Genomic DNA, 15156 nt, shown 5'->3' with positions numbered 1-15156 from the left:
ATGGCCGGTTCGACGCCTGTGAGCACGAGTTTAGCGGACGGGAGCATGCTGGAGCGATGCCCTCGTCAGATGCTGCCCCCGCGCAGCAGGAGCGTCCCGAGTCCCTGCTCACCGTCGTCATCGCCTTCGCCGCGAACCTGCTCGTCGCGATCGCCAAGACGATCGCCTCGATGCTCACCGGGTCCGCGTCGATGGTCGCCGAGGCGGCGCACTCCTGGGCGGACACCGGCAACGAGGTGTTCCTGCTCATCGCCGAACGCCGCGGCGCCCGGACCCGGGACGAGCGACACCCGCTCGGGTACGGCCGTGAGACCTACATCTGGTCGATGTTCGCCGCGTTCGGGCTGTTCACCGCCGGCGCCGTCGTGTCGATCTGGCACGGCATCACCGAGCTCGGGGACACCGGGCCCGCCGAGGACGTCCTGCTCAACTACGTCGTGCTCGCCATCGCGTTCTGCCTCGAGGGCACGAGCTTCCTGCAGGCGTACCGGCAGGCGCACGGCGCCGCGACCAAGCGCCGCGTGCCGGTGCTCCGCCACGTGCTGCAGTCCTCCAACCCCACACTCCGGGCCGTCTTCGCCGAGGACGCCGCCGCGCTGGTCGGACTGGTGATCGCGTTCCTCGGCGTGTTCCTCCACCAGGTCACCGGACTCGCCGTGTTCGACGCCCTCGGGTCGATCGCGGTGGGCGTGCTGCTCGGCGTCGTCGCCGTCGTGCTCATCGACCGCAACCGCCGGTTCCTGCTCGGCGAGAGCACGTCGCCGGAGCTCGAGAACGCGGTGCTCGTCGAGCTGCTCCGTCGGGACCAGGTCGAGCGGGTCACGTACCTGCACCTCGAGTTCGTCGGGCCGTCCCGGGTGTACCTCGTGGCGGCGGTCGACCTCACCGGGAACGAGAACGAGGAGCACGTGGCCGTCCGGCTCCGGGAGGTCGAGGAGTCCCTGGAGTCGAGCCAGTACATCGAGGAGGCCGTCCTCACCCTGAGCCAGCCGGGCGACCGGTCCCTCGTGCCGACGGCGGACGAGGTGCCCGAGGTGGTGCGGGACGGGACCGTCGAGGACGTGGCGGCCGGCGGCGCGGGGACGCTCCGGGCCGGCTGAGGCGCGCGGCGTGGCGTGCGGCGTGGCGTGCGGCTGGGCCCGGCCCGGCGCGGCGGGCCGCCGGGGTGGCCGGTGGCGGGGCGCGCGGCGCCGTGTCGTCAGTGCGCGTCGAGCCCGGACGCCACCGGCGTGAGCGCCGCCCCGACGTACTCCACGAGCGCCCGACGCCCGACCCCGTCGGCGACCCACACGCCGAACGCCGCTGCAGCCGCCCCGAGCATCGCCCCGGCCACCGTCTGCGGCCAGAGCGCCGCCGGGTGGTCCCCCGTCCGCCCGGCCACGAACGCCGCGACGGCCGTGTGCTGCGCGGTGACCCGGGTCGCCACGCTCGCGACGAGCTCGGGACCGATGCCCATCACCTCGGCCTGCGCGATCGCCCACGGCACCCGCTCCGGATCGTGGGCGCGGGCGGCACCGAGCAGGGCCTCCTCCACCGCGCGCACCGCACTCGCCTCGGTCGAGGCCGCCAGGTACCCGGGCAACCCCGCGACCGCGGCGTCGAGCTCGAGCCAGAGCACGTCGGACTTCGCGGTGAAGTAGTTGAAGAACGTCGCCCGGCTCACCCCGGCCCGCACGGCGATCTGGTCGACCGTCGTCCGCCCGTACCCCTGCTCGAGGAACAGCTCGGCCGCGGCGTCGGCGAGCACCTCGGCACTCGAGCGTCGGGGGCGGCCACCGCGGCGCATCGGTTCGTCCATGCGCCCCAGTAAACCGCTAGACTCGTCCAGCCATGATCTTGGACTCAGTACAGAAAACCACGGCCGCCGTCGCCGGTGCCGCCGCCCTCCTCCTCGTGCTCGCCGGCTGCACGGGCGGCGGCGCAGCCACGTCCAGCAGCACCCCGGTCACCGGCGGCACCCTCGTGTACGCCTCGGGCGACGCCGAACCGACCTGCCTCGACCCGCACGTCGGCGGCAACTACCCGCAGGCCCTGCTGTCGAGCCAGTACATCGAGGAGCTCACCGCACTCGACGACGGCAAGCCGGTGCCCGCGCTCGCGAAGTCCTGGACGACGAGCGACGACGGCAAGACCCTCACCTTCACGCTCCGCGACGACGTCACCTTCACCGACGGCACCGCGTTCGACGCCGCCGCGGTCGTGGCGAACATCGAGCACGTGCAGGACCCGGCGACCGCGTCCAGCACCGGCTACCTCGCGCTGCAGTCGATCACGAAGGCCACCGCCACGGACGACCACACCGTCACGCTGACGCTGAGCCGACCGGACAGCGCCCTGCTCGAGTCGTTCTCGCAGCCGTGGGTCGGCATGGAGTCCCCGAAGGCCCTGCAGCACTCGCAGGCCGTCAACTGCGAGTCCCCGGTCGGCACCGGCCCGTTCGAGGTCACCGGGTGGAAGCACGGCGACCGGGTGACGCTGACCAAGAACGCCGACTACACGCCGCTCACCGGCACCACGAAGCCGCGCCTGTCCGGCATCACGTGGCGGTTCCTGCCCGACTCGACCTCCCGCTACGCGGCACTGCAGTCCGGCCAGGTCGACGTCATCGACAACGCCCAGCCCGACCAGCTCAAGGCCGCGTCGGCGAAGGGCTCGATCCGCGACCTGGACGCGCCCCGCCCCGGCGCGTCGAACCGCCTCGAGCTCAACTCCGGCCACGGCGTGTTCCGCGACGAAGCCGTCCGCAAGGCGTTCATCGCAGGTGCCGAGATCAACCCCGGCATCCAGTCGCTCTTCCTCGGCACGGCGAAGCGCTCGTACTCGGTGCTCTCCAGCGTCGAGCCCTACGGGTACTCGGACAAGAGCCTGTTCGGCTACTCCCCCACCAAGGCGAAGCAGCTCCTCGACGAGGCCGGGTGGAAGGTCGGCAGCGACGGCGTGCGCGAGAAGGACGGCCAGCAGCTCACGGTCACCTTCCCGGTGTCGACGAACCAGTCCGTGCCCGCCGAGCGGAGCCTCTTCCAGCAGATCCAGGCCTCCGAGAAGGCCGTCGGCTTCAAGGTCGTCATCAAGGAGCTCGACCTGTCGAGCTGGTACGCCGCCCTCGCCGCGAACCAGTACGACGTCGTCAGCGCGCCGTACACGAAGGTCGGCGCGGACGTCCTCCGCATCCTCTACGACAGCGCGAGCATCACGCCCGCCCCGTCCGGGTACTTCGCGAACCTCGCGCAGCTCGACGACCCGGCACTCGACCGGCTGCTCGAGCAGGCCGCACGCACGTCCGACACGTCCGAGCGCGGCGACCTCTACGAGCAGGCGCAGAAGACCATCCTCGCCAGCGGCACCGTCCTCCCGCTCTACGACCAGCAGAACCACTTCCTGATCCGGTCGGCCGTGCACGGCGTGCAGACCACCGCGGTGTCCACACCGTGGTTCGGCACGGCTTGGATCGACCGCTGACGGACGGGAAGACGGACTGGAGGCGCGGCGTGCGCCCGGCGGACCCGCCGCGGTCACCGGGTGGCTCGGCCGCAGGACGGTGGTCACGCTGGGCGCTCCGGCGCGCGCTGGGCGGTCTCGGCGTGCTGTGGGCCGTCGCCACGATCGTGTTCGTCGCGATCCGGCTCATCCCCGGTGACCCCGCGCTCGCGATCCTCGGCGGCCCGGGGTCGCAGGCCTCGGCCGAGGCGGTGGCTGCCGTCCGGCAGGAGTACGGCCTCGACCGGCCCGTCCTCGTGCAGTACGCGGTGTTCCTCGGTCGGCTCGCGAGCGGGCACCTCGGAGACTCCTACGCGTTCCGGACCCCGGTCGCGACGCTCCTCGGTCAGCAGCTCCCCGTCACGCTGACGCTCGCGGTGCTCGGGCTCGTCGTGGCCTGGGTGCTCGCGATCGCCGCGGCGTGGTGGTCGACGCAGCGGGGCCGGTTCGCGGCCGGACTGACGAGCGCCCTGAGCGTGACCGCGAGCGTCACGCCGCACTTCTGGCTCGGGAGCGTCCTCATCGTCGTGTTCGCCAGTGCCCTCGGGTGGGTGCCCGCGGTGAGCGACGGCACCGTGCGGGGCTGGGTGCTCCCGGTCCTCACGGTCGCGGTGCCGGTCGCGGGGTACCTCGCCGAGACCGTGCGCGACGGCGTGGTCGACGCCCAGCGCTCGGCGTTCGCGCTGGCCGCCCGGAGCCGCGGCGAGACCCGCGCGGGGCTGTTCGGCCGGCACCTGCTCCGGCACGCCGCGCTCCCCGGGATCGCCCTGTCCGCCTGGGCGTTCGGTTCGCTCGTGTCCGGCGCGGTCGTGGTCGAGTCGGTCTTCGCGCTCCCGGGCATCGGGCGCGCGCTCGTGACCGCGGTGACGCAGCGGGACATGCCGCTCGTCGCCGGGATCGCGCTCGTGTCGGCCGCGGCGTACGTGGTCGTGCTGGCGGTCGCCGACCTGGTCGAGCGGGTGGTGGACCCGCGTGCCGACGGTGGCGACCGTCGGGGTCGCGCCCCGCGCGCCACCGGCAACGATGCGGGCGCACGGTGAGCGGGATCGCCGAGCCGCGCCTCCCGGCCGATGCGCAGCGCGACCCGTCCACCGGGCGGTCGCCGCGTTCCGGGCGGTCGCCGCGTTCCGGGCGGTCCGAGCGGTTCCGTGGGGGGACGCTCGGGCCGGCCGGCACGATCGCGGCCGCGGTCGTCGCACTCGCTGTCGTCGCCGCGGTCTGGCCGGCACTGTTCGGCGGCGGGGACCCGCTCGCGGTGCACCCGGCCCAGGCGCTGCAGGCACCGTCGTGGACCCACCCGTTCGGCACGGACGAGTCCGGCCGGGACGTCCTCTCCCGCGTCGTCGCCGGAACGCGGGCGTCCCTCGTCGTCGGCGTCGTCGCGACCCTCGTCGGTGGCGGGATCGGCATCGTGCTCGGAGTGGTCGCGGGACTCGGCGGGCGGTTCCTCGACGCCGTCGTCGGGCGCGTCACCGAGGTCGCGTTCGCCCTCCCGCTGCTGCTCGTCGCACTCGTCGTCATCGCGGTGACCGGGCCAGGGCCCGTGCCGGCGATGCTCGCGGTCGGGTTCGCCACCGCGCCCGGGTACGCCCGGATCGTGCGCGGGCTCGTCCGGACCGCCCGGCGGTCGCAGGTCGTCGAGACCGCCGTCGTGATGGGGAGGTCCCCCGCCCGGATCGTCGTCCGGCACGTGCTGCCCGCGGCGCTCTGGCCCGTCGTCGCCGTCGGGACGCTCGGGGTCGGGCAGGCGATCGTGTGGGCCTCGGCGCTCAGCTACCTCGGTGTCGGGACGCCACCTCCGGCGCCGGAGTGGGGCGCGATGCTCGCCGACGGCCGCACCTACCTCCAGACCGCCCCGTGGATGAGCACCTTCCCCGGCCTCGCGATCGTCGTGCTCGCGACCGCCGTGACCGTGCTCGGCCGGGCGGTCCGACGAACAGGAGTCGTCCGATGACCGTGCTCGACATCGAGGGCCTGACCGTCGCGATCGGTGGCATCGTCGTGGTGCAGGACGTCGCGCTGCGGGTCGAGGCCGGCGAGTGCGTCGCCCTCGTCGGGGCGTCCGGCTCCGGGAAGACCGTGACCGCCCGGGCGGCGCTCGGTCTGTCCGCCCCCGGGTCCTCGGTCCGCGTAGACCGGCTGTCGGTGGCCGGTCTGGACGTCCGGGCGTTCTCGGACCGACGGTGGCGTTCCGTCCGCGGGTCGCGCGTCGGGTACGTCGGCCAGGAGGCGCTGGGCGCCCTGGACCCACTCCGACCGGTCGGACGCGAGGTCGCGGACGCCCTCCGCCTCCACACCGACATGACGGCGGCCGCGCGGGTGGATGCGGTGCGCTCCGCGTTGGGGGCCGTCGGACTGGACCCGTCGATCGCGACGGACGGTCGGCTCGCAGGGACCTTGTCCGGAGGCATGCGGCAGCGGGCGCTCATCGCCGCGGCGACGGTGGGGTCGCCAGCGCTGGTCGTCGCGGACGAACCCACCACCGCGCTGGACGCGGGCGTGGCGGTCACGGTGATGGAGCAGCTGCGTGCGGCCCAGTCGCGGGGCGCCGGGTTGCTCGTCATCACGCACGACCTCGGGCTGGTCGCGGGGTGGGCGGACCGGGTGGTCGTGATGGAGGCTGGTCGGGTCGTCGAGGAGGGGCCGGTGTCCTCGGTGTTCGCGGCGCCGCAGCACGAGGCGACGAGGGCGTTGGTGCGGGCGGCGGGCGGCGCGGGCGCGCGCGCGGACGCGGATGCAGGGGCGGGTGCGGATGCGGGGGCGGGTGCGGGTGCGGATGCGGGGGCGGGTGCGGGTGCGGGGGCGGGTGCGGGTGCGGTCGGCCGCGACGCGGGCGGGCGCGGCAGCGCGGGTGCGGGCGGCGCGGGCGCTGTGCTGGCGGCGGAGGGGCTCGCTCGGGCGTTCGACGGTGTGCCCGCCGTCGAGGACGTGTCGTTCGACCTCGCGCCCGGCCGCGTCCTCGGGGTGATCGGGGCGTCCGGCTCGGGCAAGACCACGATCGCGCGGATGCTCCTCGGCCTCGAGACCCCCGACGCCGGCACCGTAACGCTCGACGCCTCGCCGTGGGTGCCGCTCGACGAACGCGACCGCCGACCGCGGCGCCACCGGGTGTCCGCCGTCGTGCAGGACCCGGGCGCCACGTTCGACGAGCGGTGGAGCGTCGAGCGGGTGCTCGCGGACGCATTCACCAGTGGTGCCCGGCGGTCCGCCGACGGCGAGCTCGGAGCCCAGGTCGACGCCGCCCTCGTGCAGGTCGGGCTCGGCCCGGCGCTACGACGACGATCACCCCTGACCTTGTCCGGAGGGCAGCGACAGCGGCTGGCGATCGCCCGGGCGCTGGCGACCTCCCCCGAGGTGATCATCCTCGACGAACCCGTCACCGCCCTCGACGCGACCGTGCAGGACGCGGTGCTCGCCCTGCTCGAACGGCTGCGGGACGAGACCGGGGTGGCAATGGTGTTCGTGTCGCACGACCTCCGGGCCGTGCGGAGGATGGCGGACGACGTGCTGGTCGTCCACGAGGGCCGCGTGGTGGAGCACGGCCCCGCCGCGGCCGTGTTCGAGCGACCGACGCACGCCGTGACCGCTCGGCTCCTGCATGCGGCGGAGCGCTTGGCCGCGGGCCCCGGAGCCGAGCGCGGCGCCGCGTAGCCGGCGGACCGGCGCGCGGGAAGCCCGCGCCGGGGCCGGGCGCGACGGCCAGGCCCGCGCCGGGCCGAGCGGGGCCGGGCGCGACGGCCGGCCGGAGCCGGGCCGGGCGGTGCCCGCGACCCGGGGGCGGGCGCGAGGTCCGGGGCGGGCGCTCGCCGCGCCTCCCGGCCGCCCGTTCTTTCCCAGAACGGGTGCGGTACCTAACCGAAACGGGCGTACCTGGCCGGAGGGAACGGCACGGTACGCCTGGTTCGGAAAGGTACGCCCGATTCCGCCGGGTGCGCGCGCGGCGGCCGGGGGCGGGGGCGGGGCGGGCGCGAGGTCCGCGGGCGGGCATTCGCCGCGCCTCCCGGCCGTCCGTTCTTTCCCAGAACGGGCGCGGTACCTGACTGAAACGGGCGTACCGGGCCGAAAGGAACGGCCTGGTACGCCCGGTTCGGGAAGGTACGCGGCGCGGGCGGCGCCGCGCCCGCGGCGCTACGAGCCCGCGGGCTCCTTCCGGGCGTCGCCCGAGATGATCGGGATCTCGCTCGTCGAGAACTCCTTCGCCCAGTCGGACTGCGCGAGCTCCGAGGTCGGGTCGTTGTAGTCGGCGATGACCCCGGCGACCTCGTCCTCCGAGCCGACCGTCGGGCCGGAGCCCATGAGCGGCGACGCGGCGGTCTCCTTCGTGAAGTACACCGCGACGAGGCCGATGACGGCCGCGGCCATCAGGTAGAACGCCGGGATGTCCTCGGCCCAGCCGAAGCCGGCGTCCTTCGCGCCGTTGATGAGCGCGGCCGTCGCGAGCGGGGTCGTGCCGCCGAAGAGCGACACCGACACGTTGAACGCGATCGCGAGGGCGCCGTACCGGATGATCGTCGGGAAGAGCGCCGGGAGCGTGGAGGGCATGGTCGACGTGAACGTCACGAGGACGACACCGAGGATGAGCAGTCCGGCGAACACCCCGACACCGGTGCCGGTCTGGACGAGCTTGAGCGCCGGCCAGGACAGCAGGATGAACCCGATGCAGCCGGCGGCGAGGACGGGTCGACGGCCGAAGCGGTCGGAGAGTCGACCGCCGAACGTGATGACGACCATCATGAGGAGCATCACGACGACGATGAGGATGAGCCCGAACGTGGCGTTCTGCCCGAGGTTCTGCTCGAGGTAGGTCGGCATGTACGACAGCAGCATGTAGTCGGTCACGTTGAAGACCAGGACGAGGCCGATGCAGATGATGAGCGCGCGCCAGTTCTCTGCGAAGAGCTTGAGGAACGGCGTCTTCTGCCCCTCGCGCTCGGCGGCCTGCTCCTGCTGCTTCTGGAAGGCCGGGGTCTCCTCCAGCTTGAGCCGGAGGTAGAGGCCGATGAGTCCGAGCGGCCCGGCGATGATGAACGGGACGCGCCAGCCCCAGCTGAGCAGGGCGTCCTCGGAGAGGCCGAACTGCAGGCCGGTGACGATCGACGCGCCGAGCACGTAGCCGGCGAGGGTGCCGAACTCGAGCCACGAGCCCATGAATCCGCGGCGCTTGTCGGGCGAGTACTCGGCGATGAAGGTCGCGGCGCCGCCGTACTCACCACCGGTCGAGAAGCCCTGCACGAAGCGGGCGACGAGCAGCAGGACGGGTGCCCAGAAGCCGATCGTGTCGTAGGACGGGATGAGGCCGATCATGAGCGTGCCCGCAGCCATGAGGATCATCGTCAGCGCGAGGACCTTCTGCCGGCCGATCTTGTCGCCGATCGGGCCGAACACGGCCCCGCCGATGGGCCGCACGATGAACGCGGCGGCGAAGAAGCCGAACGTCGCGACGATGTTCGCGGCCGGGTCGCCCTGCGGCAGGAACACCTGCGAGATCGTGACCGTGAGGTACGCGAAGATGCCGAAGTCGAACCACTCCATGGCGTTGCCGAGCGCGGCCGCGGCGACGGCACGCTTGAGGAGCGACTCCTCGACGACGGTGACGTCGTCCTCGGTCAGCTTGCGGCGCGCGCGCTTCGCAGCGCCCTTGGTGCGCAACGGCCGATCCGTGTGCGAGTGTCGTGCTTCGTTCGGTGCCAAGTGAGTTCCTCCGGTAGTGCTGAGTCTTGCCTTCGGGCGTCCAGTGGACGGCGACGGTGCAGCTCCTGCGGACCCGCGCCCACCGGACAAACCCCGACAGCCTAGCAGACTCCCGGCGTGTCCGACAGCTCGCTGTGCTAGAGGGCGATCGCCAACGCGACCGCCGACCGACCTCCGACCACGAGCGCGCGCCCGGAGTGTCCGCCGCGGCCGGTACCATCGACAGGACCACGCCTCACGTGCGCGGACATTCAGGCACCTCATCACGGACTCGGTGCCGCACACATCGATCGAAAGGCGCAGCCATGACGAAGCCCATGCCCGAGAAGCCCACGGTGGACGGTCTCGAAGAGGTCTGGGGCCCCGTCTGGGAGCAGGACGGCACCTACCGCTTCGACCGCGACGCCGCGACGAAGGACGCCGTCTACTCGATCGACACCCCGCCGCCGACCGCCTCCGGTTCGCTGCACATCGGGCACGTGTTCTCGTACACGCACACCGACCTCAAGGCCCGCTACGAGCGCATGCGCGGCAAGCACGTCTTCTACCCGATGGGCTGGGACGACAACGGTCTCCCCACCGAGCGTCGCGTGCAGAACTACTACGGCGTCCGCTGCGACCCGCAGCTCCCCTACGACGGCACGTTCGTCCCGCCGTTCGAGGGCGGCGACGGCAAGTCGAGCAAGGCCGCCGACCAGATCCCGGTGTCCCGTCGCAACTTCATCGAGCTGTGCGAGCGCCTGACCGTCCAGGACGAGCAGCAGTTCGAGCAGCTCTTCCGCACGCTCGGCCTGTCGGTGGACTGGACCCAGTCGTACCGGACGATCGACGACACCTCCCGTGCGAGCGCCCAGCGCGCGTTCCTCCGCAACCTCGAGCGCGGCGAGGCGTACCAGGCCGACGCCCCGACGCTCTGGGACGTCACGTTCCGCACGGCGGTGGCGCAGGCCGAGCTCGAGGACAAGGACATGCCCGGCGCGTACCACGGCATCGCCTTCCACCCGGTCGACGGCGGCGACGACATCGTCATCCAGACCACCCGCCCCGAGCTCCTCCCCGCGTGCGTCGCCCTCGTGGCACACCCGGACGACGAGCGCTTCCAGCACCTCTTCGGCACGACGGTCCGCTCCCCCCTCTTCGACGTCGAGGTCCCGGTGCTCGCGCACCACCTCGCGCAGCAGGACAAGGGCGCCGGCATCGCGATGGTCTGCACCTTCGGTGACACGACCGACGTGGTGTGGTGGCGCGAGCTCCAGCTGCCGAACCGCGCCATCATCGGCTTCGACGGTCGCGTCCGCTCCGACGAGCCGGCGTGGATCGAGAGCGAGCAGGGCAAGGCGCTCTACGCCGAGATGGCCGGCAAGACCGTGTTCTCGGCGAAGAAGGTCGTCGTGGACGCCCTCACCGAGTCCGGCGAGCTGATCGGCGAGGTCAAGACGATCACCCACCCGGTGAAGTTCTTCGAGAAGGGCGACAAGCCCCTCGAGATCGTCTCCACCCGCCAGTGGTACATCGTCAACGGCGCCCGCGACGAGTCGCTCAAGGCGACGCTCCGCGCCCGCGGCGAGGAGATCGCGTTCCACCCGGACTTCATGCGCGTCCGCTACGACAACTGGGTCGGCGGCCTCTCCGGCGACTGGCTCATCTCGCGCCAGCGCTTCTTCGGCGTGCCCCTGCCGGTCTGGTACCCGCTCGACGCCGACGGCAACCCGGTGTTCGACCAGCCGATCGTCCCGACCGAGGCGCAGCTGCCCGTCGACCCGGCGTCCGAGCCGGCCCCGGGCTACACCGAGGACCAGCGCGGCGTGGCCGGCGGCTTCCAGGGCGAGCTCGACGTGATGGACACCTGGGCCACCTCGTCGCTCACCCCGCAGCTCGCCGGCAAGTGGGAGTCCGACCCGGAGCTCTACGACCTGGTCTACCCGTACGACGTCCGCCCGCAGGCGCAGGACATCATCCGCACGTGGCTCTTCACGACGGTGCTCCGCAGCCAGCTCGAAGCGGACACCGTGCCGTGGAAGCACGCGTCGATCTCCGGCTTCATCGTGGACCCGGACCGCAAGAAGATGTCGAAGTCGAAGGGCAACGTCGTCACCCCGCTGTCGATCCTCGAGCAGCACGGCGCCGACGCGGTCCGGTACTGGGCGGCCTCGTCCAAGCTCGGCACCGACGCGGCGTTCGACCCGCAGAACCCGAAGCAGATCAAGGTCGGCCGTCGTCTGGCGATCAAGGTCCTCAACGCGGCGAAGTTCGTCTACGGCTTCCCCGTGCCCGAGGGTGCGAGCGCCGTGACCGAGCCGCTCGACGTCGACATGCTCGCCGAGCTCGGCAGCGTCATCGACCAGGCCACCGCGGCCTTCGACGGTTTCGACCACGCCCGCGCACTCGAGGTCACGGAGCGGTTCTTCTGGACCTTCTGCGACGACTACCTCGAGCTCGTCAAGGAGCGCGCGTACGGCACCGCGACCGAGTCGACGCACGAGACGCAGGCGAGCGCGGTCCTCGCGCTCCGCGCTGCGATCGACGCGCTGCTGCGCCTGCTGGCACCGTTCCTCCCGTTCGCGACGGAGGAAGTGTGGGCCTGGACCCACGAGACCAGCGTGCACCGTGCCTCCTGGCCGACCGTGGCCGAGCTGCCCACCCAGGCCGAGCCGTCGGGGCTCCTCGGTGCCGTCGGTCAGGCGCTCATCGGCATCCGTGGTGCGAAGACCGCCGCGAAGGCCTCGCAGAAGACGCCCGTGACGCGTGCCGTGGTCGCGGCACCGGCCGAGACGCGGGCGCTCATCGAGCGCGCGGCGGTCGACCTCGCGGCCGTCGGCCGGATCGAGAACCTGTCCTTCGCGGACGGGGACGAGCTGGCGGTCACCGAGATCGAGCTGGCGGAGCAGCAGGCGTAACGTCGGTCGTCCGGCCGTGTCGCGCAGGCGACGCGGCCGGGGACACCGGACTGGAGGCACGGATGCAGTTGGGCACACGCTGGAACGTGGGTGGGGAGTCGCCGTCGCGACTGCCGGAAGCGGTGGTCGTCGCGGTGCGCGGGGTCGAGGACGAGCTCGCGGCGGAGTCCGTCGACACGGCGGGGTGGGGGTGGACCCTCACCTACCTCGAGGGCAAGCCGATCGTGACGCTGGACGACGGCACCTCGATCCACCTCGACGACGCCGGGCACGCGCAGGTCACGAACCCGGACGACGCCGCCGAAGAGGACTGAGCCGTCCGAGGGCGGACGCCTAGACTGGAGAACGAGGGTTCCCGGCGCAGGTCGAGGACGGTGGACACGGAGGGAACGCGGTACGTCATGAACACCAGCACGATCGAGCCCGACGTCCGGGCGCACATCCTCGACGTCGCCGACCAGCTCTTCTACACGCGCGGCATCCAGTCCGTGGGCATGGACGAGATCCGGACCGGCGCCGGCGTCTCGCTGAAGAAGCTGTACGCGGCCTTCCCCGGCAAGGAGCAGCTCATCCTCGCCGTCCTCGCCGGCCGTCACGACTTCTGGGAGCGCGGGGTGCACGGCGCGGTCGACGCTGCCACCACCCCGCGGGACAAGCTCCTCGCGATGTACGACTTCCTCGAGGAGTGGTTCGGCGACGACACGTTCCGGGGCTGCGGGTTCATCAACGCGTTCGGCGAGCTCGGGGCGACCTCCCCCGCGATCGCCGAGATCGCGCGGGACCACAAGGAGTCCTTCCAGCGGTTCGTCTCCTCGCTCGCGACCGAGGCCGTCGCCGACCCGGAGCGTGCCGAGGAACTCGCCGCGCAGCTCGCGCTGTTGGCCGAGGGGGCGCAGACGACCGCCGCGATCGCGGAGTCGACGGCGCCGGCGCTGCACGCACGGCGCGCCGCCGAGACGCTCATCGACGCAGCGACGCGCTGACCGGGGCGGGTACTCCCCACGGTCCGTAGGGTGGGGTGATGGCAACCCCGTTCGATGAACCGAGCACCCTCCCCTACTCCCTCCCGCCGTTCCGCGACGTCCGGCTCGAGCACTACCAGCCGGCGTTCGACGCGGGCATGGCCGAGCAGCGCGCCGAGGTCGAGGCGATCGCCGCCTCGACCGAGACCCCGACGTTCGAGAACACCCTAGTGGCGCTCGAACGCACCGGGCAGCGGCTCGCCCGCGTCTCGCACGTCTTCTTCACGCTGTCGTCGGCGGACTCGACGCCGGAGCTGCACGACCTCGAGGCCGAGGTCTCCCCGCTCCTCGCCGCGCACCGTGACGCGATCACCCTCGACGGTCGGCTCTACGCGCGGATCGCAGCGGTGCGGTCGGGGCTGGGCGAGCGCACGGACCTCACCGACGAGGACCGCCGTCTGGTGGAGCGGACGTACACGGAGATGACGCTCGCGGGTGCCGGGCTCGACGACGCGGGCAAGGAACGGCTGACCGCGATCAACCAGGAGCTCTCGACGCTCACCACGACGTTCGAGCGGAACTTGCTCGAGGACACGAACGACCTCGCCGTCCACGTCACCGCCGAGGAGGAACTCGCCGGCCTCGACGACGGCGCGAAGTCCGCTGCCGCGAGTGCCGCCGCCGACCGCGGGCTCGACGGCTGGCTCATCACGCTGCCGCTGTACACGGGGCACCCGTGGCTCGCGTCCCTCGCGGACCGCGGCCTCCGTGAGCGGATCCTCGAAGCCTCGCTGTCCCGCGGGCGCCGCGGGAACGAGCACGACAACCGCGAGGTGCTGCTGCGCATCGTGCGGCTCCGCGCCGAGCGTGCGGAGCTCCTCGGCTTCCCGAACCACGCCGCCGTGGTCACCGCGGACGAGACCGCCGGCACGCCGGAGGCCGTCGATGGACTGCTGTCCTCGCTCGTCCCCGCCGCGGCCGCGAACGCGAACGACGAGCGGGCCGTCCGCTCCCGTGTCGTCGGGTTCGAGGTCGAGGCATGGGACTGGGCGTACGCCACCGAGCTGCTGCGCGGTGAACAGTTCGCGGCGGACAGCTCGGCGCTCCGCCCGTACTTCGAGGCCGACCGGGTCCTCCGCGACGGGGTCTTCCACGCGGCCGGGGAGCTGTACGGGCTGACCTTCACCGAGCGTCCGGACCTGCACGGCTACAACGACGAGGTCCGGGTCTTCGAGGTGCGCTCGGACACCGACGAGCCGGTCGGCCTGTACCTGCTCGACCTCTACACGCGGGACGGCAAGCGGGGCGGTGCGTGGATGAACCCCGTGGTGGAGCAGTCCGACCTGCTCGGCACGCTGCCCGTCGTCGTGAACAACCTCAACGTGGCGAAGCCGGCGGCGGGGTCGCCGACGCTCCTCATCCAGGACGAGGTCGAGACGCTGTTCCACGAGTTCGGGCACGCGCTGCACGGGCTCATCGCCCGCACGACCTACCCGCGGTTCTCGGGCACCAACGTCGAGCGGGACTTCGTCGAGTTCCCGTCGCAGGTGAACGAGATGTGGGTGTCGTGGCCCTCCGTGCTCGCGAACTACGCCAAGCACCACGAGACCGGTGAACCGCTGCCGCCCGAGCTCGTCCTCGGGTTGAGCGACTCCGCCGGGTTCAACGAGGGCTTCGCGACGACGGAGTACCTCGCCGCCGCGCTCCTCGACCAGGCGTGGCACCGGCTCTCCGCCGCCGAGGCCGCCGAGGTCACCTCCGTCGAGGACTTCGAGCGCTCAGCACTGGAATCGGCCGGGATCGCCGTGGCAGCCGTGCCGCCGCGGTACTCGTCGACGTACTTCGCGCACACGTTCTCGGGCGGGTACGACGCCGGGTACTACGGGTACATCTGGTCGGAGGTGCTCGACGCGGACACCGTGGAGTGGTTCCGGGACAACGGTGGGCTCTCGCGGGAGGCCGGGGCGCGGTTCGCGTCGAAGTTGCTCGGGGTCGGCGGGGCGAAGGACCCGCTCGAGGCGTACCGGGACTTCCGCGGGCGTGACGCCGAGGTCGGGCCGCTGTTGCGGCGACGCGGGCTCGAGTAGGGCGGGGCGCCCGCGTGCCGGGCGGAATCGGGCGTACCTGCC

At 72.5% G+C, this 15156-nt stretch carries 11 protein-coding genes; 9 read left to right on the top strand and 2 right to left on the bottom strand.

Translation table 11 applies throughout. The annotated features are described in order from the left end of the window. Positions 1 to 56: 56 nt before the first annotated feature. A complete protein-coding gene (locus FS825_RS03945) occupies positions 57 to 1100 on the top strand; it encodes a cation diffusion facilitator family transporter (RefSeq protein WP_144711028.1) in 1044 nt (347 codons plus the stop codon). Positions 1101 to 1198: 98 nt separating this feature from the next. Here the strand turns inward: FS825_RS03945 and FS825_RS03940 are convergent, their stop codons facing one another. Beyond that, entirely contained in the window at positions 1199 to 1798 is a 600-nt protein-coding gene (locus tag FS825_RS03940; protein WP_144711026.1) for a TetR/AcrR family transcriptional regulator, read from the bottom strand. 32 nt (positions 1799 to 1830) lie between these two features. Here FS825_RS03940 and FS825_RS03935 point away from each other — a divergent pair, with 32 nt between their 5' ends. The 4 genes from FS825_RS03935 to FS825_RS03920 all read left to right on the top strand — a co-directional run bounded on the left by FS825_RS03935 (position 1831) and on the right by FS825_RS03920 (position 7128). Beyond that, positions 1831 to 3459 (top strand): ABC transporter substrate-binding protein, encoded by a 1629-nt coding sequence (locus tag FS825_RS03935; RefSeq protein WP_144711024.1) that lies wholly within the window; start codon positions 1831 to 1833, stop codon positions 3457 to 3459. Positions 3460 to 3581: 122 nt separating this feature from the next. Further along, positions 3582 to 4517: an ABC transporter permease gene (locus FS825_RS03930; protein WP_395885470.1), complete on the top strand. Its 936-nt coding sequence runs from the start codon at positions 3582 to 3584 to the stop codon at positions 4515 to 4517. Further along, positions 4514 to 5431 (top strand): ABC transporter permease, encoded by a 918-nt coding sequence (locus FS825_RS03925; protein WP_260980996.1) that lies wholly within the window; start codon positions 4514 to 4516, stop codon positions 5429 to 5431. The genes FS825_RS03930 and FS825_RS03925 overlap by 4 nt, the downstream gene beginning before the upstream one ends. Beyond that, positions 5428 to 7128, top strand: coding sequence for an ATP-binding cassette domain-containing protein (locus tag FS825_RS03920; RefSeq protein ID WP_144711022.1), 1701 nt, complete (start codon positions 5428 to 5430; stop codon positions 7126 to 7128). Before FS825_RS03925 ends, FS825_RS03920 begins: the two co-directional genes overlap by 4 nt. 477 nt (positions 7129 to 7605) lie before the next feature. Here FS825_RS03920 and proP read toward each other — a convergent pair whose 3' ends face one another. Then, complete coding sequence (proP, locus tag FS825_RS03915; RefSeq protein WP_144711020.1) at positions 7606 to 9126, bottom strand: glycine betaine/L-proline transporter ProP; 1521 nt, start codon at positions 9124 to 9126, stop codon at positions 7606 to 7608. Between the two features lie 347 nt (positions 9127 to 9473). On the opposite strand from proP, the gene valS reads away from it, so the two are divergent. From valS to FS825_RS03895, 4 genes are all read left to right on the top strand, one after another. Next, positions 9474 to 12065 (top strand): valine--tRNA ligase, encoded by a 2592-nt coding sequence (gene valS, locus FS825_RS03910; protein ID WP_144711018.1) that lies wholly within the window; start codon positions 9474 to 9476, stop codon positions 12063 to 12065. A gap of 62 nt (positions 12066 to 12127) precedes the next feature. Beyond that, on the top strand, positions 12128 to 12379 hold the full coding sequence (locus FS825_RS03905; RefSeq protein ID WP_144711016.1) for a hypothetical protein: 252 nt from the start codon (positions 12128 to 12130) through the stop codon (positions 12377 to 12379). Positions 12380 to 12466: 87 nt separating this feature from the next. Beyond that, complete coding sequence (locus FS825_RS03900) at positions 12467 to 13048, top strand: TetR/AcrR family transcriptional regulator (protein ID WP_144711014.1); 582 nt, start codon at positions 12467 to 12469, stop codon at positions 13046 to 13048. A gap of 38 nt (positions 13049 to 13086) precedes the next feature. Then, complete coding sequence (locus FS825_RS03895) at positions 13087 to 15114, top strand: M3 family metallopeptidase (RefSeq protein WP_144711012.1); 2028 nt, start codon at positions 13087 to 13089, stop codon at positions 15112 to 15114. The last annotated feature ends 42 nt before the right edge of the window (positions 15115 to 15156 follow it).

Source organism: Curtobacterium pusillum (genome assembly GCF_007680845.1).
Taxonomy (GTDB): Bacteria; Actinomycetota; Actinomycetes; order Actinomycetales; family Microbacteriaceae; genus Curtobacterium; species Curtobacterium pusillum_B.
This window is presented reverse-complemented; position numbering and strand designations above follow the sequence as displayed.